Source organism: Corynebacterium sp. ES2775-CONJ (genome assembly GCF_024814515.1).
GTDB lineage: Bacteria > Actinomycetota > Actinomycetes > Mycobacteriales > Mycobacteriaceae > Corynebacterium.
Window position 1 is genome coordinate 68639 of sequence record NZ_JANUXT010000004.1, and the last position, 23595, is coordinate 92233.

General features: G+C 53.5%; 16 protein-coding genes. 5 read left to right on the forward strand and 11 right to left on the reverse strand.

All coding sequences use genetic code 11. From position 1 onward, the window contains the following. Positions 1 to 176 precede the first annotated feature (176 nt). On the forward strand, positions 177 to 4907 hold the full coding sequence (pks13, locus tag NXT01_RS05950) for a polyketide synthase Pks13 (RefSeq protein ID WP_259078995.1): 4731 nt from the start codon (positions 177 to 179) through the stop codon (positions 4905 to 4907). A 22-nt stretch (positions 4908 to 4929) separates the two neighbouring features. After that, entirely contained in the window at positions 4930 to 6483 is a 1554-nt protein-coding gene (locus NXT01_RS05955; protein WP_259078582.1) for an acyl-CoA carboxylase subunit beta, read from the forward strand. Positions 6484 to 6493: 10 nt separating this feature from the next. On the opposite strand, the gene NXT01_RS05960 is transcribed toward NXT01_RS05955, so the two are convergent. Next, positions 6494 to 8206 carry a glycerol-3-phosphate dehydrogenase/oxidase gene (locus NXT01_RS05960; RefSeq protein WP_259078585.1) on the reverse strand — a complete coding sequence of 571 codons (1713 nt, stop codon included), beginning with the start codon at positions 8204 to 8206 and terminating at the stop codon, positions 6494 to 6496. A 105-nt stretch (positions 8207 to 8311) separates the two neighbouring features. Between NXT01_RS05960 and NXT01_RS05965 the strand changes: the two genes are divergently transcribed. Then, positions 8312 to 9271: a sugar-binding transcriptional regulator gene (locus tag NXT01_RS05965; protein WP_259078587.1), complete on the forward strand. Its 960-nt coding sequence runs from the start codon at positions 8312 to 8314 to the stop codon at positions 9269 to 9271. Here the strand turns inward: NXT01_RS05965 and NXT01_RS05970 are convergent. From NXT01_RS05970 to trmB, 9 genes are all read right to left on the reverse strand, one after another. Next, entirely contained in the window at positions 9258 to 9881 is a 624-nt protein-coding gene (locus tag NXT01_RS05970; RefSeq protein WP_259078588.1) for a Fic family protein, read from the reverse strand. The genes NXT01_RS05965 and NXT01_RS05970 overlap by 14 nt on opposite strands. Next, positions 9874 to 10065, reverse strand: a complete 192-nt coding sequence (locus NXT01_RS05975; RefSeq protein WP_259078590.1) for an antitoxin VbhA family protein — start codon at positions 10063 to 10065, stop codon at positions 9874 to 9876. Before NXT01_RS05975 ends, NXT01_RS05970 begins: the two co-directional genes overlap by 8 nt. Before the next feature lie 79 nt (positions 10066 to 10144). Beyond that, positions 10145 to 12640, reverse strand: a complete 2496-nt coding sequence (gene pepN, locus NXT01_RS05980; protein ID WP_259078592.1) for an aminopeptidase N — start codon at positions 12638 to 12640, stop codon at positions 10145 to 10147. A 266-nt stretch (positions 12641 to 12906) separates the two neighbouring features. Continuing rightward, a complete protein-coding gene (locus NXT01_RS05985; protein ID WP_259078594.1) occupies positions 12907 to 13086 on the reverse strand; it encodes a hypothetical protein in 180 nt (59 codons plus the stop codon). 720 nt (positions 13087 to 13806) lie between these two features. After that, positions 13807 to 14154: a DUF3054 domain-containing protein gene (locus tag NXT01_RS05990; RefSeq protein WP_259078596.1), complete on the reverse strand. Its 348-nt coding sequence runs from the start codon at positions 14152 to 14154 to the stop codon at positions 13807 to 13809. Between the two features lie 9 nt (positions 14155 to 14163). Beyond that, positions 14164 to 15153, reverse strand: a complete 990-nt coding sequence (locus tag NXT01_RS05995; RefSeq protein ID WP_259078996.1) for a YbhN family protein — start codon at positions 15151 to 15153, stop codon at positions 14164 to 14166. 43 nt (positions 15154 to 15196) lie between these two features. Continuing rightward, positions 15197 to 17455, reverse strand: a complete 2259-nt coding sequence (locus NXT01_RS06000; RefSeq protein WP_259078598.1) for an MMPL family transporter — start codon at positions 17453 to 17455, stop codon at positions 15197 to 15199. A gap of 9 nt (positions 17456 to 17464) precedes the next feature. After that, positions 17465 to 18127: an NYN domain-containing protein gene (locus tag NXT01_RS06005; RefSeq protein ID WP_259078599.1), complete on the reverse strand. Its 663-nt coding sequence runs from the start codon at positions 18125 to 18127 to the stop codon at positions 17465 to 17467. 2 nt (positions 18128 to 18129) lie between these two features. Continuing rightward, positions 18130 to 18903 (reverse strand): tRNA (guanosine(46)-N7)-methyltransferase TrmB, encoded by a 774-nt coding sequence (gene trmB / locus NXT01_RS06010; protein ID WP_259078601.1) that lies wholly within the window; start codon positions 18901 to 18903, stop codon positions 18130 to 18132. Between the two features lie 788 nt (positions 18904 to 19691). On the opposite strand from trmB, the gene NXT01_RS06015 reads away from it, so the two are divergent. Next, on the forward strand, positions 19692 to 21530 hold the full coding sequence (locus NXT01_RS06015; RefSeq protein ID WP_259078602.1) for a phosphoenolpyruvate carboxykinase (GTP): 1839 nt from the start codon (positions 19692 to 19694) through the stop codon (positions 21528 to 21530). A 33-nt stretch (positions 21531 to 21563) separates the two neighbouring features. On the opposite strand, the gene NXT01_RS06020 is transcribed toward NXT01_RS06015, so the two are convergent. Beyond that, positions 21564 to 22352, reverse strand: a complete 789-nt coding sequence (locus NXT01_RS06020) for a bifunctional 2-polyprenyl-6-hydroxyphenol methylase/3-demethylubiquinol 3-O-methyltransferase UbiG (protein WP_259078604.1) — start codon at positions 22350 to 22352, stop codon at positions 21564 to 21566. Positions 22353 to 22412: 60 nt separating this feature from the next. On the opposite strand from NXT01_RS06020, the gene NXT01_RS06025 reads away from it, so the two are divergent. Further along, positions 22413 to 23570: a glycosyltransferase family 4 protein gene (locus tag NXT01_RS06025; protein ID WP_259078606.1), complete on the forward strand. Its 1158-nt coding sequence runs from the start codon at positions 22413 to 22415 to the stop codon at positions 23568 to 23570. Positions 23571 to 23595 lie beyond the last annotated feature (25 nt).

The following is a 23595-nucleotide window of genomic DNA, read 5'->3' on the forward strand; positions in this document are numbered from 1 at the left end:
ATGATGGGTAGTGATCGTGGGGTCTTGAGGTGTGAAACAGCTATTAAACAATATGCGATATAAAATAGAGCGATTGGGCGCTGTCCTAAGGTGGCGTCCCAGTGTGAGCGAAAAGACGAGACAAAGGGTAGATTTTGACTAATCAACATGGTGCTGACGGTACGATTAGTGAACCGATGAGCGTGGACAAACTCAGCGTTTGGTTGCGTGATTGGATTATGCGCACGACGGGGTTACCTGAAGAGGAGATCTCTGATACCCAATCGATGCAATCCTTCGGATTGTCCTCGCGCGATGTGGTCATTCTCTCCGGCGAGCTAGAAAATCTCCTCGATGTACCACTTGATGCAACCATCGCTTATGAATATCCCACGATCTCGGCCCTAGCACAGCGTCTGATCAATGGCCCCCGCACTGACGAGCGCCCCTCCTCTAAGTCCCGAACCACCGCCATTATCCAAGAGCCTGCCACTCACGATATTGCCATTGTGGGATTAGCAGGGCGTTACCCTGGGGCTGAGAATGCGCAGCAGATGTGGGATCTCTTCCTCGAAGGCCGCGACGGAATCGGTCCACTGCCGGTAGGCCGCTGGTCAGAGTACGCGGCTGATAAGCATACTACCGAGCTCATCGAGAATATCGATATGACTGGTGGCTACCTCGACGATATTGCCTCGTTTGACGCTGAATTCTTCGGCCTATCCCCCCTGGAAGCCGCTAATGTTGATCCGCAGCAGCGCATCATCCTAGAGCTGACATGGGAGGCTCTGGAAAACGCTCATATCCCGCCGTCATCGCTCAAAGGCAGCCCAGTGGGCGTGTATATGGGCTCAACAAACAACGATTACGGCATGCTCATTGCTGCCGATTCTGCAGAGGCACACCCCTATGCGCTTACAGGAACCTCGAGTTCGATCATTCCGAACCGCGTATCTTTTGCCTTCGATTTCCGCGGACCTTCTATTAGTACTGATACTGCTTGCTCCTCGTCCTTAGTAGCTATCCATCAGGCTGTGCGCGATCTCCGTGAGGGAGCCTGTGATATGGCGATTGCCGGTGGTGTTAATATTCTGGCGGCGCCTTTTGCCTCTACCGCCTTTGGGCAGCTCGGGGTATTTAGCCCAACAGGCAAGATTCACGCCTTCTCTGATGATGCCGATGGCCTAGTGCGTGCCGATGGCGCTGGCGTTGTGGTGCTCAAGCGAGTAGCCGATGCAATCAAAGATCGTGACAAAATCGTTGCCGTGATTAAGGGCTCCGCCGTGAATTCGGATGGACACTCCAATGGTTTGACCGCCCCCAATCCCGATGCTCAGATAGATGTCTTAGAACGCGCCTATGCTGATGCTGGGATTGATCCCCGGGAGGTGGACTATATTGAAGCCCACGGGACGGGCACGATCTTAGGTGATCCCATTGAAGCCACCGCTATTGGCACCGTTTTAGGTTCTGGGCGCGATCCGCATAACCCGACCCTTTTGGGGTCTGCCAAAACCAATTTTGGCCATACCGAAGCCGCTGCGGGCGCTGCCGGTGTGATCAAGGTGGCGCTGGCAATGGAGCATGATATCCTGCCGCCGTCGCTGAATTTTTCTGCCCCGAACCGCTACGTTGACTTCGAGCGGGAACATCTCGAAGTGGTAGAAGACCCTCGCGAATGGCCTGAGTATTCAGGCCGTAAACTCGCTGGTATTTCCGGCTTCGGCTTTGGCGGAACCAATGCTCATATCGTGGTCTCGTCCTTTGAGGCGAGCGATTATCAACTCAGTGAGAGTCCGCGGGAACCAGAACTCCTTGGCGCCCCAGCGCTACTGCCGGTGTCGGGTTTATTACCGTCGCGGCGTCGGCAAGCGGCAGCCTCGGTTAGGGACTATCTGCAACAGCATCCCAAAACCGATCTCATAAAGTTCGCACGCTCCCTAGCAGGTCGCAATCATGGTCGCTCCCGCGCCGTGGTGAGCGCTCGTACATATGATGAGGCGATCAAGCGGCTGGGTGTGGTTGCGGACGGCAAGATCACCCAGCATGTGTGTGCTCAAGATGCCCCCGATACCCAGGGTCCCGTTTTCATCTACTCGGGCTTTGGGTCCCAGCACCGCAAGATGGCCAAAGACCTAATGGCAATCGCACCTTCATTTAAAGCGCGCTTAGCGGAATTAGACGAGGTGGTGCGTTTTGAATCAGGCTGGTCGATCCTCGATATTGTCGCCGACGATTCCCAAACCTACGATACCGAAACCGCCCAGGTTGCGATTACGGCCATCCAGATCGCTCTCACCGACTATCTGAGCGCACTCGGTGCCCGCCCGCGCGCTGTGGTGGGGATGTCGATGGGTGAAATCGCTGCCGCCTATGCCTGTGGCGGCTTGAGCGCTAACGATGCCATGCTCATTGCCTGCCATCGTTCGCGGCTCATGGGTGAAGGGGAAAAATCCCTCAGCGAAGAAGACTATGGCGCAATGGCAGTTGTTGATTATAGTGCTGAGGAGATTGCGCAGCTTGGCGCTGAGCATCCTGAGTTCGCGGCAATTGAGCCGGCCGTCTACGCCGCTCCCGGCATGAATACTATTGGCGGGCCGCGAGATGCCGTTATCAAGCTGGTAGATTTGCGCCAAAAGGAAGGGAAATTCGCCCGATTACTCAACGTTAATGCTGCAGGTCACACCAGCGCCGTCGATCCTATCCTGGGGGAACTGGCTGCGGAAATATCAGCGATTAATCCTCGTCCACTCACAATTCCCCTTTTCAGTTCTGTGGAACGCGGAGAGGTCTTTGAAGCAGGTCAGATCGTCCACGACGCTGATTATTTCGTGCGCTGCACTCGGCAACCGGTGTATTTCCAAGCAGCGTGCGAGCAGGCTTTTGCCCACGGACATCGCATGCTGGTTGAGATTTCCCCGCACCCAGTTGCGGCTATCCCACTGATGAATACTGCCTTTAGTGTGAATAAGCCAGATGCACAGCTTTTGTTCTGCTTGAAGCGCAAGGAAGATCCAGTGCTCACGCTCAGCGATCTTCTGGCTAAACTGTACGCAGCCGGTGCGCCAATCGATTTCCGTGCGCTGTACGGGGATGGCCCGCTGATACCAGCTCCGGGCATGCCGTGGAAGAAACAACGGTATTGGACCACTGCTCGCCCTGCCTCCTCTGCTGGGGGAAGTTTATTAGGCGAGATGGTTTTCCTCCCTGGAAACCAGTACGCTTATCGAGTACAAGCGGATGCAGTAGCGTCGCCGACTATGGTCATCGATGCAGTGATCTCAGAACTGGCACCCCAGTCAGTGATGACTGCGGCGAGTGAAAAGAAAACACTGCCGCCCTCCGGTGAACTCACCGTGGTTGCCGCCCGTACCTTGGGTGGACTGGCGATCACTCTATATGAAGTCGCTGGTGACTCTCTGACGGTCTTAGCGGAAGCCTTTGCTGCGGAGCAGGGAGAAACAGCACACCTTGATGGCCCCGCCTTGGCTGCGTCCTCGGGGGAGAGTCTGCCTGAAATGGCCCATGCTGATCTCCGCTGGGACCCTACAAGTGGCGAGACCGTTGAAGATCGCATGCGCGTTATTGTCAGTGAAGCAATGGGCTACGATGTGGAAGATTTGCCCAAAGAATTACCGCTGATAGACTTGGGCCTCGATTCACTGATGGGAATGCGGATTAAAAATCGCATTGAATATGATTTTAATATCCCCGAGCTGCAGGTCCAGGCGCTCCGCGATGCCTCCGTTGCTGATGCGGTGGCCTTGGTCGAAGAATTAGTCAGTGGACGCGAAAGAGAATCTGCCCCCGTACAGGTCAACCCTGAACCACAAGGTGGCGACCGCGGCGTAGGCGTAGCCCCGCGTGATGCGTCCGAGCGTCTCGTCTTCGCCACGTGGGCGAGTGTTGTCGGTCAAGCTGCAACGGGTGTGACCAATGCGTTGCCAACAATTACTTCTGAGCAAGCTAATCAGATCGCAGAGCGGCTGAGAGAACGATCTGGGGCAAAGATGAGCGCTGCCGATATACTGGCGGCAGATAATCTTGAAACCATTGCCAATATGGTGCGCGATAGCTTTGAAACGGACGTCGAGGGCAATATCCGAGTATTGCGGGCGCGACCTGAAGGTTCGCTCAAGCCCGCTGTCTTTATGTTCCACCCAGCGGGTGGCTCATCAGTGGTTTATCAACCTCTAATGCGCCGCCTGCCTGAGGATATTCCCGTGTACGGAGTAGAGCGACTTGAAGGGTCCTTGGAGGAGCGCGCCGCTGCCTACCTTGATGAGATTAAGCGGTACTCCGATGGTCTGCCCATTATCCTCGGTGGTTGGAGCTTCGGTGGCGCGATAGCTTATGAGGTTGCACACCAGCTGGAGGGAAGCGATATAGAGATCGCAACGATCGCCCTTTTAGATACAGTGCAGCCAGCACATCCAGTTCCGGACAACAAAGAAGAGACCAAGAAGCGTTGGCAGCGCTACCAAGCATTTGCCAAGAAAACCTATGGCTTGGACTTCCCCGTGCCTTTTGACCTTTTAGAGAGCGCTGGTGAAGATGCCCTCCTTGCTATGATGGCGGAATTCTTGAGCACTACTGATGCCTCTGAGCATGGACTATCTGCGGGAGTCTTGGAGCACCAGCGGGCTTCCTTTGTTGATAATCGCATTCTGGACAAGCTAGATATGACCAGGTGGGCTGATGTTGAGGTGCCGGTGATTCTCTTCCGCGCAGAGCGGATGCACGAGGGTGCTATTGAATTAGAGCCAGCGTATAAAGATATTGCCTATGATGGCGGCTGGTCAGCAATTGTAAACGATCTAGAAATCGTGCAATTGCAGGGAGATCACCTAGCGGTTGTTGATGAACCCGAGATTGCTAAAGTTGGATTAGCGCTATCGCAACGGATTGCGCATATCTCCCAGAGCTAGCCACAATGTAAACGAGGAACGGATGAGTCTGGACACCACCGCGGGAAAACTCGCAGACCTGAAAGAGCGCCTAGCCCAAGCCCAAGACCCTGGCAGTGAGCGGGCACGATTAAAGCGTGATGAGGCGCACCGAACAACGCCCAGGCAGCGCATTAATCGGTTGCTCGACGAGGGCTCATTCGTAGAAATCGGTGCGCTCGGTCGCACCCCAGATGATAACGATGCCATCTACTCTGATGGCGTCGTCACTGGATATGGCCGCATTGATGGGCGCCCCGTGGCAGTGTACGCCCACGATAAAACCGTATACGGAGGCTCGGTAGGCGTAACATTTGGCCGCAAAGTCTGCGAGGTTATGGATATGGCCATCAAAATTGGCTGCCCAGTTATCGGTATTCAGGATTCTGGTGGCGCTCGTATTCAAGATGCGGTGACCTCTTTGGCTATGTACTCCGAGATTGCGCGCCGGCAATTGCCGCTGTCAGGGCGCAGCCCGCAGATCTCGATCATGATGGGTAAATCCGCCGGTGGAGCGGTCTATGCACCGGTGACCACGGATTTTGTGATCGCCGTCGATGGGGAAGCCGAAATGTATGTCACCGGCCCCGCAGTGATCAAGGAGGTCACGGGAGAAGTGATTACCTCTGCTGAATTGGGAAGTGCCAGGCAGCAGGAGTTAAACGGTAATGTCTCCTATGTGGCCATCGATGAGGAAGATGCCTTTGGTTATGTGCACGATCTTCTTGAACGCTTGCCGCTGACCACCCATGACCCGGCGCCGATATTCCAGGCCCCCCAGGATGCAGATATTAGCGAGGATATTCGGCTTGACTCCTTTATTCCCGACGATGTCAATGCTGGCTATGATATGCACGATTTGCTGACCCAGCTTTTCGACGACGATAACATTCAGGAAATTCAGCCTAATTTCGCCCCAAATCTCATTACTGCTTTTGCCCGCGTGGATGGACGTTCTGTAGGTGTGATTGCCAATCAGCCGCTCGAATTTGCCGGCTGTATTGATGCTGATGCTGCCGATAAGGGTGCACGATTTATCCGCATCTGCGATGCCTATAATATTCCGTTGGTCTTTGTGGTGGATACTCCAGGCTATCTACCTGGCGTAGAGCAGGAGGAGGTGGGTCTGATTCACCGTGGCGCAAAGCTCGCTTTTGCGCTCGTGGAGGCAACTGTTCCTAAAGTTACGCTTATTGTGCGCAAAGCCTACGGCGGAGCTTATGCGGTTATGGGTTCTAAGAATCTCACCGGCGATATTAATCTCGCCTGGCCAACTGCCCAAATTGCGGTGATGGGGGCTGCTGCTGCAGTTGTGATGATCCAAGGTAAACAGCTTGATGCCATTAGTGATCAGTCTCAACGACAGTATATGAAGCAAGTTTTCATGGACTTTTATAATGAGAATATGACCAGTCCTTATGTGGCTGCAGAGCGCGGCTATATCGATGCTCTGATAGAGCCGCGCCATTCTCGCCTCGCCATCAGAAAAGCCCTGCGACAATTAGAAACCAAGCGCGAATTCGATTTGCCAAAGAAGCACACTATCGCGCCTATGTAGGAGGAGTGGCCTAGCTCAGCATCGGTGCCACGGATTCTACTTGAGCGCGAATCTCTTGGGCTTCGTGCTCACCAGAAATATCTTCGGCGCGCGCTTCGGCCTCGCAGCGCTGCTGATAGGAGTCAATTTCGTGTTGTTTACGTTCCTCATCCCAGCCGAGGTAGACCGCAGCTAAATCGGCGATTTCAGGGACTGCGGCAAGACCGCGATCCTTCTTCTCATGGTTGAGGCGGGTGCGCAAAACCATAATATCTTCTAGGTGCAGCGCACCTTCATGTGTGCACGCGAAGGCGATCTCCGCGCGTAAATATTCCGGTGCTGCGCCGAGCTCGTGGCCTAAGGTTTCTTCTTCTTTGATGGATTCGAGCAGGGTAAAGATATCGGAGCCGTAGCGGTCGAGAAGATCCTCGATATGGTCCACGCTGAGCTGGTATTCCGCCGCTAATTCTTCGCGGCGGTTCCACAGCGCATGATAGCCATCTGCGCCAATCAGGGGAGTGAGCTGAGTGCGGGAGGGCATCTGCTTAGCCTTATTGGTGCCGAGGGCAAAATCGACGGCATCTTCTGCCATGACGCGGTAAGTTGTCAGTTTGCCGCCAGCGATAACGGTGAGGCCAGGGGCAGCCTCGGTGACGGTATGCTCCCTCGAGATCTTTGTGGACTTGGTCTTATCCCCATCGGCGGTACCTGGTTGCAAAAGGGGCCTCAGACCTGCCCACGTTCCAATAATATCGTCGTGGGTGAGATCGGATGTGAGCACCGCATTGGCGTGATCGAGGATATAGTCAATATCCTCTTTATTGGCCACGGGGTTGACAAAATCTTCGTGGTATTTGGTATCGGTGGTTCCAATAACCCAGTAGCGCTTCCACGGAATAATAAACAGTACTGATTTTTCCGTGCGCAAGAAAAGACCTGTCTTTCCTTTGATACGGTCTTTTGGAATCACGATATGGATCCCCTTAGAGGCGAGGACTTTCAGACCGCCGCTGGTATCGGCAAGGGCTTGGGTTTGCTCTGTCCACACACCAGTGGCATTGATAATATTCTTGGCCTTAATGGTGTATTCTTTCCCAGTCTCGAGGTCGCGTACGACAGCGCCCGTGACCCGAGAACCTTCTTTTTCCAGATTGACAACCTGGGTGCGGTTAGCGGTATAGGCCCCGTAGCGAGCTGCGGTACGAATGAGGGTGATCACGAGGCGGGCGTCATCGACACGCGCATCATAGAAGCGAATGGCTCCGGTAATCTGATCTTCTTTGATATCGGGGAAGAGTGAGAGCGCACCAGACTTGGAATAATGCTTTTGGATAGGTACGGAGCCTTTGTGGGCGATTTGAGCCATGGCATCATAAAGGCCGACGCCGATGGCGGAATAGGAACGCTCAATGACTGGCATTTTGAGTGGCCACAAAAACGGTTGCGCTTTGACAAGGTGTGGCGCCAGGCTGCTGAGCAGGAGTCCGCGTTCGCGTAGAGCCTCGGCGACGAGGAGAAAGTCGAAGTTATAGAGATAGCGTAGTCCGCCGTGGACTAGTTTCGACGAGCGCGATGACGTGCCCTGGGCAAAATCTTGGGCCTCTACAATGCCGACTTTCAGCCCGCGGGTAGCGGCGTCGAGGGCAATGCCGGCGCCGGTGATACCGCCGCCGATGACGAGGATATCGAGTTCGTTGTTAGACATGGCGCGCAGCGAGGCGTCGCGATTGAGAGTGGTGCTCATGAGGTCTCCTTAGTTTGGGTTGTGACCTTAATTATGGCTGAGAAAAACCCAAAATGGGAGATGTTGCACTGAAGTTGCACATATGTGCATGGCATAATGGGAGCCATGAACGAAAGGCTTGACCTCGCGCACAAAGCCGCCGAAATGTACTATCTCAACAACCACACCATGGCCGCCATCGCCCAAAACCTTGGCGTCTCTCGTTCGACTGTATCCAGGCTCATCACCTACGCCCGCGAATCAGGAATCGTAACGATCAGCATTGATTCTCCTATTAAAACCGACATGGTCGAAGCCCTGGAGAAAACCTTTGATATCAAGGCCACGTGCGTGCCCCTGCGTCGCTCACTCAGTCCAGTTGCTAGATTGACCGCGGTAGCCCAGGTGGCCGCCAATAAACTCGCTCACGTGGTCGAGCACGGTGATATCATCGGAATCGCCTGGGGAAATACCACCTATGAGGTCTTAAGAAATATGGCACCCACTCCGCGCGATGATATCACTGTGGTCCAACTCAATGGTGCCACTTCACTAAGACGCCAAAGCTACCTCAACGCCGATACCGTACTTTCACGCGCCGGGGACGTCTTTAATGCCGAAGTAGTGCCACTGCCCGTGCCAGCCTTTTTTGATTATGAAGCCACCAAGGAAGCGATGTGGCGGGAGCGAGCCGTATTATCGGTGATCGATCTGATTAAAAACGCCGACCTCGCTGTCTTTGGTATCGGCGCTTTTAATGCCACCCTGCCCTCGCTCGTATATTCCGGGGATTACCTCGAAGAGTCGGATATCACTTCCCTAACCGCTGATGGAATCGTGGGAGATATTTGTACCGTTTTTATCCGCGAGGATGGTAGCTACCGCGATATTGCAGTCAATCGGCGCGCCTCGGGGCCTACACCGGATGACCTCAAAAGAGTAAAGAGGCGCTTGTGTATTGTTGCTGAGCCTAAGAAAGCCCCTGCGCTTTTAGGTGCCTTACGCGCAGGAGTCATCACCGATCTTATTGTCGACGAAGCCACGGCGCGAGCGGTGCTCGAGCGCGGTGGTACTAGAGCGCGGTAGTGATTTCTCGGTACAGCGCGATAGCCGGCTCAGGGTTGACATCGCCAGTAAAAAAGACCGCCGACGTAGCCAGTAGATGCAGTTCCTTAGAAATCTTGCCCCATCTAATCTCCACCCCATAACGCTGAGCCAGAAATTCCATGGCGAGCCTTAAAGCACGCCCGTTGCCTTCGCGGAACGGATGGGCATAGTCGAGGTGAGCATGAATCGTGGCAAGCTGGTGAACTTTATCATCAAAGCTCAGGCCCTCCCAGCTGTAGGAGGAGGCGAAGGTATCAATATAATCCAGATAGCGCGGGATACTCTCATAACTGAGAAATAGGGTGGGATTATTGGGATTCCAGCTATTATTCTTCATAATATTGACATCGCGCAGCGTACCTGCCCAAGAAAAGCTATCCCGAAAAAGCTCATAATGCACAGCCATAAGCAGTTTGCTCGGACTTAGCTCATGAGGAGGTTGGTGATAGAGTTGCACAGCACGCGCGGCGGTGCAGGCTCTCGTCCACGCCGTGAGAGTATCCAGATCTGTAATACCTGGAAGATTAACGAGGGTCTCAGTGCCTGGATAAAAATAGCCATCCCATTTATCCTGTTCAAGCTTAGACATGCTCAAACCTCGAAGCGATCTCTTGCAGCGCCATCTCGAGAGTGATCTCACCATTGAGTAGGCGCAGGAGCAGATCAACCTGCTCCGCATCTGGTTGGTGGCCTTCGATAATACTGCTTGCTATACGGTTGTCGGCATATGCGCGCTTACTGGGATCCAGCGGCGCTGAGTCGAGAGTGTACATCTGTGCCTCCTTAGGGGTGTGGGGTTGATCCTAGCGGTAAAAACACACCCTAGGAGGCAATGATGTGATAATTGATCCCCTATGAGGGGGTAACGGTGAAACTGTCGCGAGCCCGTTGCGCCCGTAAATTATTGTCCTGGCACTCTAATAAAATACGTTCCAAGGCTCGAGGGATCCCAGCGCGTATATAAGCATCTACCTGCGCATGAGCATGAGGCTGCTCGGGGTAAAGGCCTCGGATGATCACAGTGGCAATCTCGATGGGATTTAACTCCCATATAGTGGTGAGAGCGGCAAAAAATCTCTCCGTATGGTCAACCCCTGAAAGCGGCTGGTTATACGCATCCACGAGCGCCCGAACCTCGTCATTGGAGAATTCTCGAGGATTCACCAGCATTGCAAATAGTTCATCCTTGGTCTTTAACGAAGGCACCGATTTTTCCGCACGCAAGAAATGAGCGCGCCCAGTAAGCGTATTATCACGCTCTAGCTGCGCTGCCCTCAATTCCGCGGTGTCTTCCCCCAGAGCAGTCAGAGCGGTAATGATATCCCACTCCAATTTATTGCCAAGCGTCAGTGGGCCAGTCAAGATTGCGCTCAGCTCCGCGGCGCGCTCGTGTCCTGCCAGTGGAGCAGCCTGTACGAAGGCCTGTAGGAGCACCCGCTGGGCATCGCTGCCGTCGCGGGCGCGATCTGCCTGTGCTTTAAGTCCTGTAGCTAAGGCTATACGTAGATCCTCATCATCAGCTAGATAATGGCGAGCCGCAAAGAGGGCATGAGCGAAGATCTGGCGCATCAGAGCAGGATTCTCCTCCGCGGCAGCGTGAGCGAGAGCAATCTTGATAAAGATCCTCGGATCCAAGAGCGCATCACGGGTCATATTCCACAGCGATGTCCAGATTACGGCGCGCGTGATTTCATCGGAGATAGTGGAGAGAGCTTGTGCGATCGTGTTTACAGAACGCTGGTCAAAGGTGACCTTCGCATAGCTATGATCGCCGTCGTTAATCAGAATGAGATCTGGAGTCTCCAGGCCCACAGCCACGTCTATGGGAGTGAGGCCACCAGAGCGTTGATCGACAATGACGTCGAATGATTTCGTCCGTTCAATCGCCTGTTCGCGCAGCTTAAATAGCGACACCGTCAGGCGGTGTGGGCGAGTGACGTCGGTTCCCTGTTGCTCAATAGCCAAGGAAGTGATGAGGCCCTGATTAGTCTCGAGAACAGGGGAGAGGGTATCGGGGCCAGCACTATGGAGCCACCGTTGGGCCCAGTCGGACAGATCGCGGTCGGAGTGCCGGCCGAGTGTAACGATAAGGTCATCGAAGGTGGCGGTACCGAAGGCATACGTGTGGAAATAATCCCTCGCTGCTGCATAGAAATTGTCGCGGCCCACGTAGTGGACAAGCTGCTTGAGTACCGCAGCGCCCTTAGCGTAGGTGATACCATCAAAATTCTGGCGGGCGGCATCTACGTCGGGGATCGTCGCCTTGATCGGGTGTGTGGTGGGAAGTTGATCTTGGGCATAGGCCCAATTCTTCCGCTGCCCCGCAAAATTAGCCCACGCGCTGGTATATGCGGTGGCTGAGACTGAAGCATCAGCCCCCATAAATTCCGCGAAAGATTCCTTCAGCCAGAGATCATCCCACCAGCGTGGGGTTACCAGATCACCGAACCACATATGGCTCATTTCGTGCAGGATGGTATTCGTGCGCGCAGCATGCTCCGCATAAGTCGCTGGATCGCGGAAAATATAGGCCTCGGTGAACGTGACCAACCCCGGATTTTCCATCGCACCCAAATTATATTCCGGTACGAAGATGGAATCGTATTTCCCCCAGGGGTACGGGTAGCCAAAGTGTGCATCAAAGAAATCAAGACCTTGAGAGGTAATGGTGAGGATTTCATCATCGACGAATTCAGCCATGGAGGTACGCGCCCACACACCTAGTTCCACCTGTTGGCCCGTAGGTGAAGTCCACGTTCTATGGCGGGAGATATACTCGCCCGCCGCAAAAGCAGTGAGATACGTAGACAACAGAGGAGTTTCATCGAAATCGTGGCGCTGGCCGTTCCTGCTGATCTCAGGCTGGTTACTAAGCGCCACCCACCCCTGCGGTACCGTCAGCGAAGTGTGAAAATGGGCTTTGAGATCAGGTTGATCAAAGCACGGAAAGATCCGGCGAGCATCAGAAGGCTCCAAATGCGAGTACAAATAGGTGCGATTATCTGCGGGATCAGTAAAACGGTGCAACCCTTGGCCGGTACGAGAATATGACGAATTAGCTGCAATGCTTAAAACAATATCCTGATCTGCTGGAACCGTGAGCGTGATCCGCGCGCCGTCGAAATGAAAAGGCACGGAGTCGCCGTCGACTAAAACGCGTTCCACAGAGTGTCCTACATAATCCAGGAAAATGGCACCGCTCTGCGAGCGCATGGCAATATCGACCTGTACTGGAAAGGTGGCTTCGCTCTGGGCGCCTTCGACGTTGAGGTGAAGTCGGTAGCTATCAATATGGAGATCATTGCTGCGGGATTCAGCGTCTGTAAAACTCAAATTTGCGGTGCTCATAGTGGTCAGTTCAGCACATCACTACGATTGAGTACAAGTTTGTACGCGGTGCTTGGCACGTATATCCCCTGGAGGTTCTAATCGCGGCGCGACACCTCAGGGGGAGAATTCTGAGACTCGTTTCTGCACCTCTTAAAAGCGCCCATCGCCAATGTGCAAGCACATCGATATTATCCCTTTTAAGGCGCACATTAACTTAGCTCATCGTCGCAGAAAGCGGAGATAAGGCCGTTGGCACTAGTGGAATTAGGACGAACTGATAGACATCAATCGATGGTGTTTGGTGGGGATGATGAGATATTTTTATTTCGGAGTTCCTGTGAGATATTCTCAACGTCTTTTTGAATCTTCAGCAGGATTTGGGCCCCTTTAAAGAAGAGAAAAACAATCAGAACAGGGACGAAGAGAGTAGCGCCAATAAGGAGGATCTCCATGAGTCCAATCATATTTCGCATCCTTAGAAAAGATTATCGGTGCACGAGTAGCTGACTTTAGGACCGCCGACACGGATTCGGCTGTGGAAGACGCCTTGTGCATCTGGGTGCTGTAGTGATTAATTGTGTTATCCGTCCAAGACGGGGTTACCCTCGGCGATTTCGGCAACTCGCCCACCAAATGGATGGTGAGTGGTCTCAACCTTGATAGCATATACCTGGCCTGGGGGACAAGTGGCAGGAAGTGTTCGAATATACAACCCCCTGTCTTAAGAACGAGAGTCAGTTAAATATTCCGAGGCTAGGTGGTGCCCGCGACTTGCACCCTGTCCTGCCTGAAGTGAGTGGGCCGACGAGGGCTCTAGGCTGATGATAGTGCTGAAATTGGTGTTACGGTCTGTAGGAGTGTCAATCTATCTCTACTTATTTCACCCGCTGCTGCGTGTAGAGCAAGGCTATTAAATTCTAGCCAATTTTCAAGCATCTTGAGAACTCAGTGATGCTTCGAGGCCGACGTCAATAGGTCTGGTGTTCGGGTACTACCAAAAGGGACAGCGCAAAAAACTCCGCAATCTTCTTTGTAGTTATTCGGTCATTAGTTGCACCTTTAGGTACACCAACAGCAAAAATTCCAGTTTTTCACCGAATGTCGTAACCGTTAAACATCATTATTTAAACCAACAGCCTGGACATTTTTCCCAGTTGGATTAGTAAAAGCCCTCCCGAGGAATCCTAGGAGCGGCGAGAAACCCGAGCAGCCACGAGGCGCCACCCCAGCAATAGAAGTCCCGACATAGTGGAGGCCACGGTAATAAATGACCAGTGGGGAAGAGCGTGGTGCCGAGCCGTCCAGATTCCTAGGCCCACCACAACCGTGCTCAGCCAGACAATGACGCCGTTTTTCGGGGTGAATCCATTTTCACGCGTTGCTGCGATGATACCGCCGCCCGTGAGTGCGCCGAGAGCAAAGGGCCACCAGGTACCCAGAACAGCTAGAGGGGCGATACCTCCGTGCGCTAGGCGAGCTAAAAAGGCAAAAGCACCGACGGCAAGGAGGTCATAGGCCAAAAATTTCTTCATGGGCTTATCTTATCTTTCTCGTGCTCGGATACCACCTCGGGCTACGGAGATGAAGTAGATAATCCACCCGATGGCGGTTATGACAGCAAAGGATAAAATTCGGTAGACAAAAACCACTCCGAAAGCACTTGACGCAGTCATACCGACGGCTACGAGGCTCGCAGTCATGGCAGCTTCCACAGGGCCCAGACCAGCCGGGGATAACTGCGCGGTGCCCACAATTTTTGCGGTGACAAAAGCGAGGACTACCCCCATGATTGTGGTGTTATTGGGAACCTGTTCAAAGCTGGGCAGTACACCAGTGACGGCCCAAATGCATATCCACACGGCGATTATTTCAAATAACCAATTTCCTAGCGATAGCAGGGCGATAAAGCTAAAGCGAGGTGCACTCAAATGAACGCTATCGAGCTGTGAGAAATGCTCGTTCATGGTGCGCGTGTACGCACTTAAGTCAATGCGGAGCACTCGGGAAATAACAGCCATAACCGCGCTTAAGATCCGCGATGTTGGTTCGGGGTTATTCGTTGCCCACCACACGAGAGCAGCTAGGGAAATAAATACCGCCGCTGAGCCCAGGAGGGGAGCTAAGGAGAAGCTGGCACCCAGAAACACAATGGATACGAGCCCCAAAGCAATCAGCCATACCGTCGATAGTGCCCCAGAGAGCATGATGAACCATGAACTGATGACCACGGACACTCCCCACGCCCGCATATTTCGAAATTGGTAGACCGTTGATATTGCTGCCCCACCTGGAAAAGTGCTCGACCATGAATTGGAAATAAAGGTGAGCGCCATTGTTGCATGCGGGCGTATCTTATTTCCACCGGCATTAAGGAGGTGGCGCATCACTTCCGACATGGCCATAAGACTCAGAATGATAAAGAGGAAAGCTATAAGGAGTCCGCCAGAATTGGCATGAATCATCTCTTGGTAGCCACTAGCTAAGAATGGCATTTTGGAGCGCAACAAAAAAGCCGCGCTCCCCAGGATGATGAGAGGGACGAAAAAGCGGACCCACGGATTTTTTGACAGGGTTTTAGTCTTCCTCTTTGAGTCGCTTCATCAATTCACTAAAAGGTATCCGATCGTCGCCAGCCTCGACAGATCGTCGACCGTGACCTGCTGGCGCAAGGGCCATCGCGGCCGTGTGCTGAGAGGCGGTTGGATGAGAGTGAGTAGTGGACTCATTATGCCCGAGTGCTTGAGAAGCGCGCTTGATAAAACGCGGTGCCCACCAGTTATCTTCTTTGAGCAGGTGCATCACTGCTGGTACTAGGAGCATACGGATTACAGTGGCGTCGAAAAGCAGGGCGAAGATCATGCCGAAAGCAATATATTTCATCATGATGATATCGGAGAAGCCGAAGGCTCCACAGACCACGATCATAATGAGCGCTGCAGCGGTGATGATGCCGCCGGTATGGGCGGTGCCGTATTTGATCGCCTCATCGGTGCTCATGCCTTTATTGCGCGCTTCAACCATGCGTGAGACTAGGAATACTTCGTAGTCGGTACTGAGCCCGTAAACAATTGCCATAATGAGAACGAGCACCGGGCTCATCAGCGGCCCAGGGCTAAAGTGGAACAGAGAGGCGAACAACCCATCGACAAACATCCATGTGAGAATGCCTAAGGTGGCACCCATGCCGAGCAGGGTCATGATGACGGCCTTAGCCGGCAGAATGAGTGAGCCGAAGACGAGCGCCATGAGGAGGAACGTGGCAATCACAATATACAAGGCCATATAGGGCAAGGTGTCAAAAAGAGCCTCGATGGACTCGACTTCTAAAGCGGGAGTTCCACCGATATAGAGATTCACGCCTTCAGGTGCCGTAAGGCCGCGCAGCTCTTCGACTACGCGGGCATTGTCCTCGCGGTCAATAATGCCAGCCGATAGGATAGTGGTGCCATCCTTGGTTGGGGAGGAAGGGCTCAACCGTGACGTAAGTCCACGCAGCTCAGCGGCTTGCTGGTAGACCTGGACGAGCTGCTCATTCGTGGCATTCTCCACGACGAGTTTGATAGGTTCTGTGCGAAATTCCGGAAATTCCTCGTTAAAGAGCGATTGGGCCTTGCGCACGTCATGGGATGGTGGGAGGTAAGTTTCATTGATGCCGCCGAAACTTATTCCCGTCAGCGGCAAGGTGAGCGCCATGAGGCCAGCGACGAGTGCGATGGTTACAAGCCCTGCGCGTTTCATCGCGAGTGCGGGAATGCGGTACCACCACGTGTCTTCAATGGGCCGAGATTTCGCTTTTTTGCGCCGTATCGCCAGGGCGTCGATACGTGTGCCTAGGATGCCGAAAAGGGCAGGCAGCACGGTTACCGAGAGTAGAGCGGCAAGTCCGACGGCGCTCATTGCCCCGTAGGCAACAGATTTGAGGAAGGCTTGGGGGAAGAGAAGGAGCCCTGACAGCGCCACAGCAACCATAGCGGCGGAGAAGACTACTGTTTGCCCCGCGGTGGCGGTGGTGATGCGCACCGCTTCGCGAACGTCGCGGCCTTGATAGAGTTCTTCGCGGAAGCGGGAGACCATAAAGAGGCCGTAGTCGATAGCAAGCCCCAAACCGAGCAAAGTGACGACAGACTGGGCAAAGACATTGACTTCAGTGAGTCCAGCGAGGACAGAGAGGACGCCCAAGGATCCTAGAATGGACAGTCCGCCCACGATCAGAGGCATGAAGGCAGCCGCCAGAGAGCCAAAGACAACGAGGAGGAGTAGCCCAACCGCGGGTAGCGCATAGACCTCAGCGCGTTTAATATCGCCCGCCATGCCCGCATCCAAAGCATCGGCTACAGCAGTGGCTCCTGCTACCTGGACTTCTACGCCATCAAATTCAGGGGAGAGATCTTGAGCGATCGCACGGAAATCCTTGAGCGTTTGCTCGCCATCGCCCTTTAGGGAAATGGCAGCGAAAGCGGTGGTTCCGTCATCGGATTTTAAGTTAGGATTGCGCTTGTCGAAGAAGCTGATGATCGATTCGATTTCCCCGGAGTGCTGTTGTGGTAGCTGCTCTAAATAGCTCTTGATAGCTGGGAACTGCGATGATTTCTCAATACCCTTGGGATCGGTAAAAAGAAGGATAATATCCCCAGAGTTATCTCGACCAAAGGTTTCTAATTCGATCTGGGCCGCTTTGGTGGATGAAGAATTCGGGTCATCCCAGCCCTCTTGACTCATGCGTTCCGCTAAGCGCACACCGAAGAAGAAATGCAGCAGCAGGATAGCCGAAATGATGATGAGCGGTACGATTTTGCGGTGTCGGTAAGCGAAATCACCCCAGGTGCTAAACATATTCTTCTCCTAGCCTCGCCCTGTTAAAAGGCTGCTCAGTGGTCTAAATGGAGGCAGCCACGCACCGTGATCAGGCAGCGAATCCAAAGAAATTCGAGGCAAAGGTTCACGAAAGACGCCCGGGATTTCCTCAAGGTCAACGAAGTTAATATGCTCGCTTGCTACCGCCCACGAGGCATGTTCGTGAAAGCCGATGACGGTTATGACAACTCCATCGTTGGCGAGTTCTTCAAGCTGCGGGAGAAAATTTTGCCCGTCGGCGGACGCGACGATGACCCCTTTAAGAACGCCCTCTTTGTGGCGCTTTTCAATATGCTCGAGCATATCGGGGTCCACATCGGTATCGTCGGTGAGTTTGGGTTTAGCAAAAACAGCGAAGCCGATATTGCGCAGTGCTTCCACCCAGGGCCGAACGGCATCGGAGCTACCAGTGGAGACATTGGTAAATACGGTGGCCTCGGCTTCGATTTTCACGCCAGTATGGTGGGCGAGTTCGCCTGCCTTGGCCAATAACCAGTGCCCGATGGCGTCAAAGCGGGGGCGGTGGTTGGGGCTGGGACGCCCACCTAGGATGGCGCCAAGCCCCATATCCATATTGGGTGCGTCCCAGACTAGAAGAAGGGTGTCGCCCGATGCAGGGGAGGCGCCGCCGAGAACGAAGGAATTATCCATGATTAACCTTTACGCCACAAGAATTCGGTGATGGTGTGATCTTTGTCGAGGCCTTTGCCTTCGAATTTGGTAATCACCTGTCGGTCGGTGAGCTGAGGGCATTCAGCCCATGGCCAAGGCTGGTAGATTAAGTGTGGTTCCACTGAGATAAGCTCGCTGATCCACTCAGTATAATCTGCGTGATCGGTGGCGATATGAAGCACTCCGCCAGGCTTTAAGCGTGAGGCGATGAGATTGAGGACCCCGGATTGCACGATGCGTCTTTTGTGGTGTCGCGCTTTGGGCCAGGGATCAGGGAAGAAGATTCGGACACCGTCGAGACTCTCGGGGTTAAACATACGGGCTAAAACCTCAACGCCGTCGCCGCGAATCATACGGATATTATTAATATCGTGACGCACAATAGCGCCCATGAGTTTGGCGAGTCCCGGTTTATATAGCTCGCAGGCAATAATATTGGTATCGGCCTCTAAAGGAGCCATGGCTGCAGTTGATGTGCCAGTGCCCGAACCAATCTCAAGGATGGTGGGGTGGTGAGAGCGGCCAAACCATGCGTCAATATCGATAATCTCATCGCTGAGAATGCGACCAAGGTGTGGCCACTTTTCTTCCCACATTTTTTCTTGATTCTCAGTCAGGGTGCCGCGACGGAAGCTGACGGTGCCGAGGCGGGGATAATCAAGATTATTATTAAATTCGGTATTGAAATCAGTTTGAAGTGGACGGCCTGAGGGAAGCTCGCCCACCCTATTTTCAGAGTGATCAGGAGTATTCATCGCCTCTATCTTGCCCTTGTATAGTGCTGAACTCAATATTGGGTGCGCGGAATTTAGCCCTCGCACCTGTTACTGGTGTGACTCAAATTGACAGTCAGTATAACCGATCCCTTCTTTGGCTAAGAGTTGGTCCTCAGGTGTCACCCCCGCAGGCTGCTCTTTAGAGGTATAGGAATAATCGCTTAGTTGAATGCGAGATCTCAGGCTTAAAGGCGATGCAGGCAATGACGGCGGATATAGGGGCGGGGGTGCGATCAGGGCTCTCCGGAGCTTGTTTCTTTTGGGTAAGGTGATGTCTTATTTTCTGGTGGAGTGCTGCATATTCTTCCTCGAATTCTAGGCATGGAAGAGCTGCGAGAGGAATAACTTTTATGATTATTATCACCCCCGTTTCCTCAATTAGTCTCCTTAGATAACGTCAACCTGCTGCAGTTTCTTCCAAATGGTGAGAAGTGCGGGGGATTATGAGGGGGGAGTTTCATCAGGGGTAACAAAGGTTTTATTTGCCGAAAATGTTAGAATACCACCCTCTTAATCAGGTAAATTGGGGTTTAAGATTTTTATCACAGCAAGTGTGAGTCATTGCGTTAAGAGTATCTCTCTGTTTGGTTTCCCCAGTGTGTGGGTGTTTTAGTGGAGAGACTTAGCTCTAGTGTGCAAGCCTTTGTGATCTTAGTCTCTAGAATTTCGGTTAGTGATTTTCGATAATGGGGATATAGTGAAAATCGATAGCGATAAGCCTGAAAAAGCTACCGATGAGACATCGACCCACAACGTTAGGAGAGAAAATGTCACACGTAACCATTAGCGGGCTCAGCGGCGAGGCGCCCACCACAAACGAGAAATTGCTCGAGTGGATTGCGGCTCATGAGAAAATATTCCAGCCCGATCGTGTTGTCTTCGCCGACGGTTCCCAAGAGGAGTGGGACCGCATGAGCGAAGAACTGGTTGAGGCGGGAACCCTCATCCGTCTCAACGAGGATAAGCGCCCCAATTCCTTCCTCGCCCGCTCCAACCCTAGTGACGTCGCCCGCGTCGAATCCCGGACCTTCATCTGCTCCCCAACCGAGGATGGCGCTGGCCCTACTAATAACTGGTACGAGCCAGCGGCTATGAAAGAGCTCCTTACCGAGAAATTCACGGGCTCGATGAAGGGCCGCACCATGTACGTGGTTCCCTTCGCTATGGGTCCGCTCTCGGCGGACGAACCTAAAATTGGCGTACAGCTTACCGATTCCCCGTATGTGGTGATGTCCATGCGTATTATGACCCGCATGGGACAGGCCGCCCTCGACCGCTTAGGCAATAAAGATTTCGTGCGCTGTCTGCATTCCGTGGGCCATCCACTAGCTGCGGGAGAAGAAGACGTCGCGTGGCCGTGCAACGACGATAAATACATCACCCACTTCCCCGAAACTAAGGAAATCTGGTCCTACGGATCGGGTTATGGTGGAAACGCTATCCTCGCCAAGAAATGCTTCGCCTTGCGTATCGCTTCAGTTATGGCGGAGGAAGAAGGATGGATGGCTGAGCATATGCTCATCCTTAAGCTCACCAACCCCGAAGGCAAGCACTACAATGTGGCCGCCGCGTTCCCATCCGCCTGCGGTAAAACCAACCTTGCTATGATCACCCCCACTATTCCCGGCTGGAAGGCTGAGGTTGTGGGTGACGATATTGCCTGGCTCTATATCGCAGACGATGGCTACCTCCACGCCTTTAATCCTGAGAACGGATTCTTTGGTGTGGCCCCTGGTACCAATTACGATTCTAACCCCATGGCTATGAAGACCATGGAGCCGGGAAATTCCCTATTTACCAATGTCGCTTTGACCGATGACGGTGACGTTTGGTGGGAAGGCCTCACCGAGGAACTTCCAGCTCATCTGATCGATTGGCATGGCAATGACTGGACCCCGGACTCCGATACCAAGGCCGCCCACCCTAACTCACGGTATGCGGTCCCGATTTCGCAGTGCCCTATTGCTGCCCCAGAGGTGGATGATCCCCGAGGCGTACGCATCGATGCCATCCTCTTTGGCGGCCGCCGCCCAGATACCGTCCCTCTCGTCACCCAAACCTATTCGTGGAACCACGGAACCTTAATCGGTGCCCTACTCTCCTCAGGTCAAACGGCTGCCGCTGAGGGGCAGGTAGGCACCCTGCGCCACGACCCTATGGCCATGCTTCCATTTATTGGATACAACGCCGGAAAGTACCTCCAGCATTGGGTTGATATGGGAGTCAAAGGTGGCGATAAGATGCCAAAGATCTTCCTCGTCAACTGGTTCCGCAAGGGTGATGATGGACGCTTCCTGTGGCCTGGATTTGGCGACAATTCTCGCGTCCTCAAGTGGATCGTCGACCGCATTGAAGGCCGCGTAGGAGCCGAGGAAACCGTCGTGGGCTATACCGCACGCGCCGAAGATATCGACCTCACCGGCCTAGAAGGGTACTCCCCTGAGGACGTTGCCCAGGCCCTCACTGCTGACCCCGATAAGTGGGCTGCGGACTTCGCCGAGAATTCAAAATATATCGACTTCCTCGGTAAGAGTGTTCCCGATGAGGTGCATCAGGAATTAGCTAAGCTTGGTGAGCGAATCAAGACTGCGCAGCAGCGCTCGTAGCAGCGACAAACCACTCTCCTCAAAGCACTCCGGCTACAAGCTGGGGTGCTTTTTGCGCAGTATAATAACCAAATTACTCACTAAAAATTCCCGCACAAGAGGCACCCGCCAGATCCACCACGCCCACCAAGGATGATAGCGAGGGAAGAAGGCACAAATTTCTACCTGATGAAGATCCGCTAAGGCGTGTGCCCACTTTAACCCCTGGCTACACGAGACTGCGAAAAGAGACTGTCCAAAAAAATTCTTAGGCCTATGACCATGCTTTCTCTCATAATGCCAGCGGGCAAAACGACCACCCACGTAGTGCTGCCACAGACCCGTCTCATGACCGCCAAAGGGTCCTAGCCAAATAGTATAGCTGATAAATATGAGCCCCCCAGGTGTGGTCACACGCGCCATCTCAGCCATCATCGCCTGTGGATCAGGAATATGCTCAACCACATTCGAGGAATAGGTGATATCAAAGCTATCGGTGGCAAAAGGCAAGGACATTCCGTCTCCGCGAACCATCATATGATGGGAAAGTCCCGCTGCTGATAATTCCCGCAGATCCGGCTCCAGACCCACATAATGAGCCCCCGCACGAAAGAATTCTTCCTCGAAGTACCCAGGGCCGCCTCCGATATCAAGAATGCCCCGGCCGTGAAGATCCCAGTGGTTAATATCCTTGGCTAAAGCGGCGAGTTGTTGAGCACTATCTTTTGCCAAGAACTGGTAGAAAAAATCCCGATCACTACGCTCTTTTGTGACTGCTTTCAATAACTCCACGGAGCGGCTCAAGGTAGCGAGTCTGGCAAGCGTAGGCAAAAAGGTGGGCAAGCGCATCCTTTCAGGATCTCATGGATCTTGAAAAAATTGCTAGTGTTGAGCACGATTGCTATGAAAATAATTTTGCTGTGTTGGCGCGACACCACACACCCCCAAGGTGGTGGTAGTGAGCGATACCTTGAGCGAGTGGGCGAATATCTCGCCGCCCAAGGCCACGAGGTCATCTTCCATAGCGCCCGCTACCCGGGTTCCCCATCCAGCTCGCAGCGTCACGGCGTTCAGTATCTTCGCAGTGGTGGGAAATTTACCACCTATATATCCACCGCCTGTCAGCTTCTATGGGGAAAGTTACGCCACGCAGACGCGATTATTGATACCCAAAACGGCATTCCGTTTTTTGCCACGCTATTCTCTAGAGCCCCTGTAATCCTCCTGGTGCACCACTGCCACCGGTTGCAATGGCCCGTAGCAGGAAAGTTGATTGCGAAAATTGGGTGGTTGATTGAATCCCGCATAGCTCCTTGGGTATACGCCGACCACCCCGTCGTTACAGTCTCAGTACCCAGCAAGGAAGAATTGGAAGAGGTGGGCTATGCGCCGGAGAATATCACAATCATCCATAATGGGATCGATCCTCTTCCGCCATCGGTACCCGCGTTACCCCAGGACCAGCGTCCTCACCTTATTACTCTTTCCAGGCTCGTGCCGCATAAGCACATCGAAGATGCCATCGCAGTGATGTGCAAGCAGCCGACGGCCATCTTAGATATCGTGGGTTCTGGGTGGTGGGAGGATAATTTACGAGCCTATGCTCAGTCCCTCAACGTCTACGATCGGGTGGTTTTTCATGGCCACGTCAGCGAAGAACGCAAACACGCCCTCTTAGAGCGTGCCGATCTCCACCTGATGCCTTCGCGAAAGGAGGGCTGGGGGATCGCGGTCGTTGAAGCCGCCCAGCATGGCGTCCCTACGATTGGCTACTCGAGCTCTGGGGGGTTACGCGATTCCATTGACCACGGGAAAAGCGGAATGCTTGTCGATACTTCGGAACAGATGGCAACGATGGTCGGCGACTTATTGCGAGATCCTACCCAGATTGCCCGCCTCGGAGACTATGCCAGGCACAAAGTGCAAGGTTATTCCTGGGATGAGACGGGCCGTGCTTTTCTTGATCTGATTAACCGCCAGGTGGCCATAGACAGAGCCCCCACGCCACTCATGAGCCAGATAAGAAGAATGCTCAAGCCCAGTGTGAAGTCGCGGCGCTGAGATTCGAAAACCTCAATATGAGTGA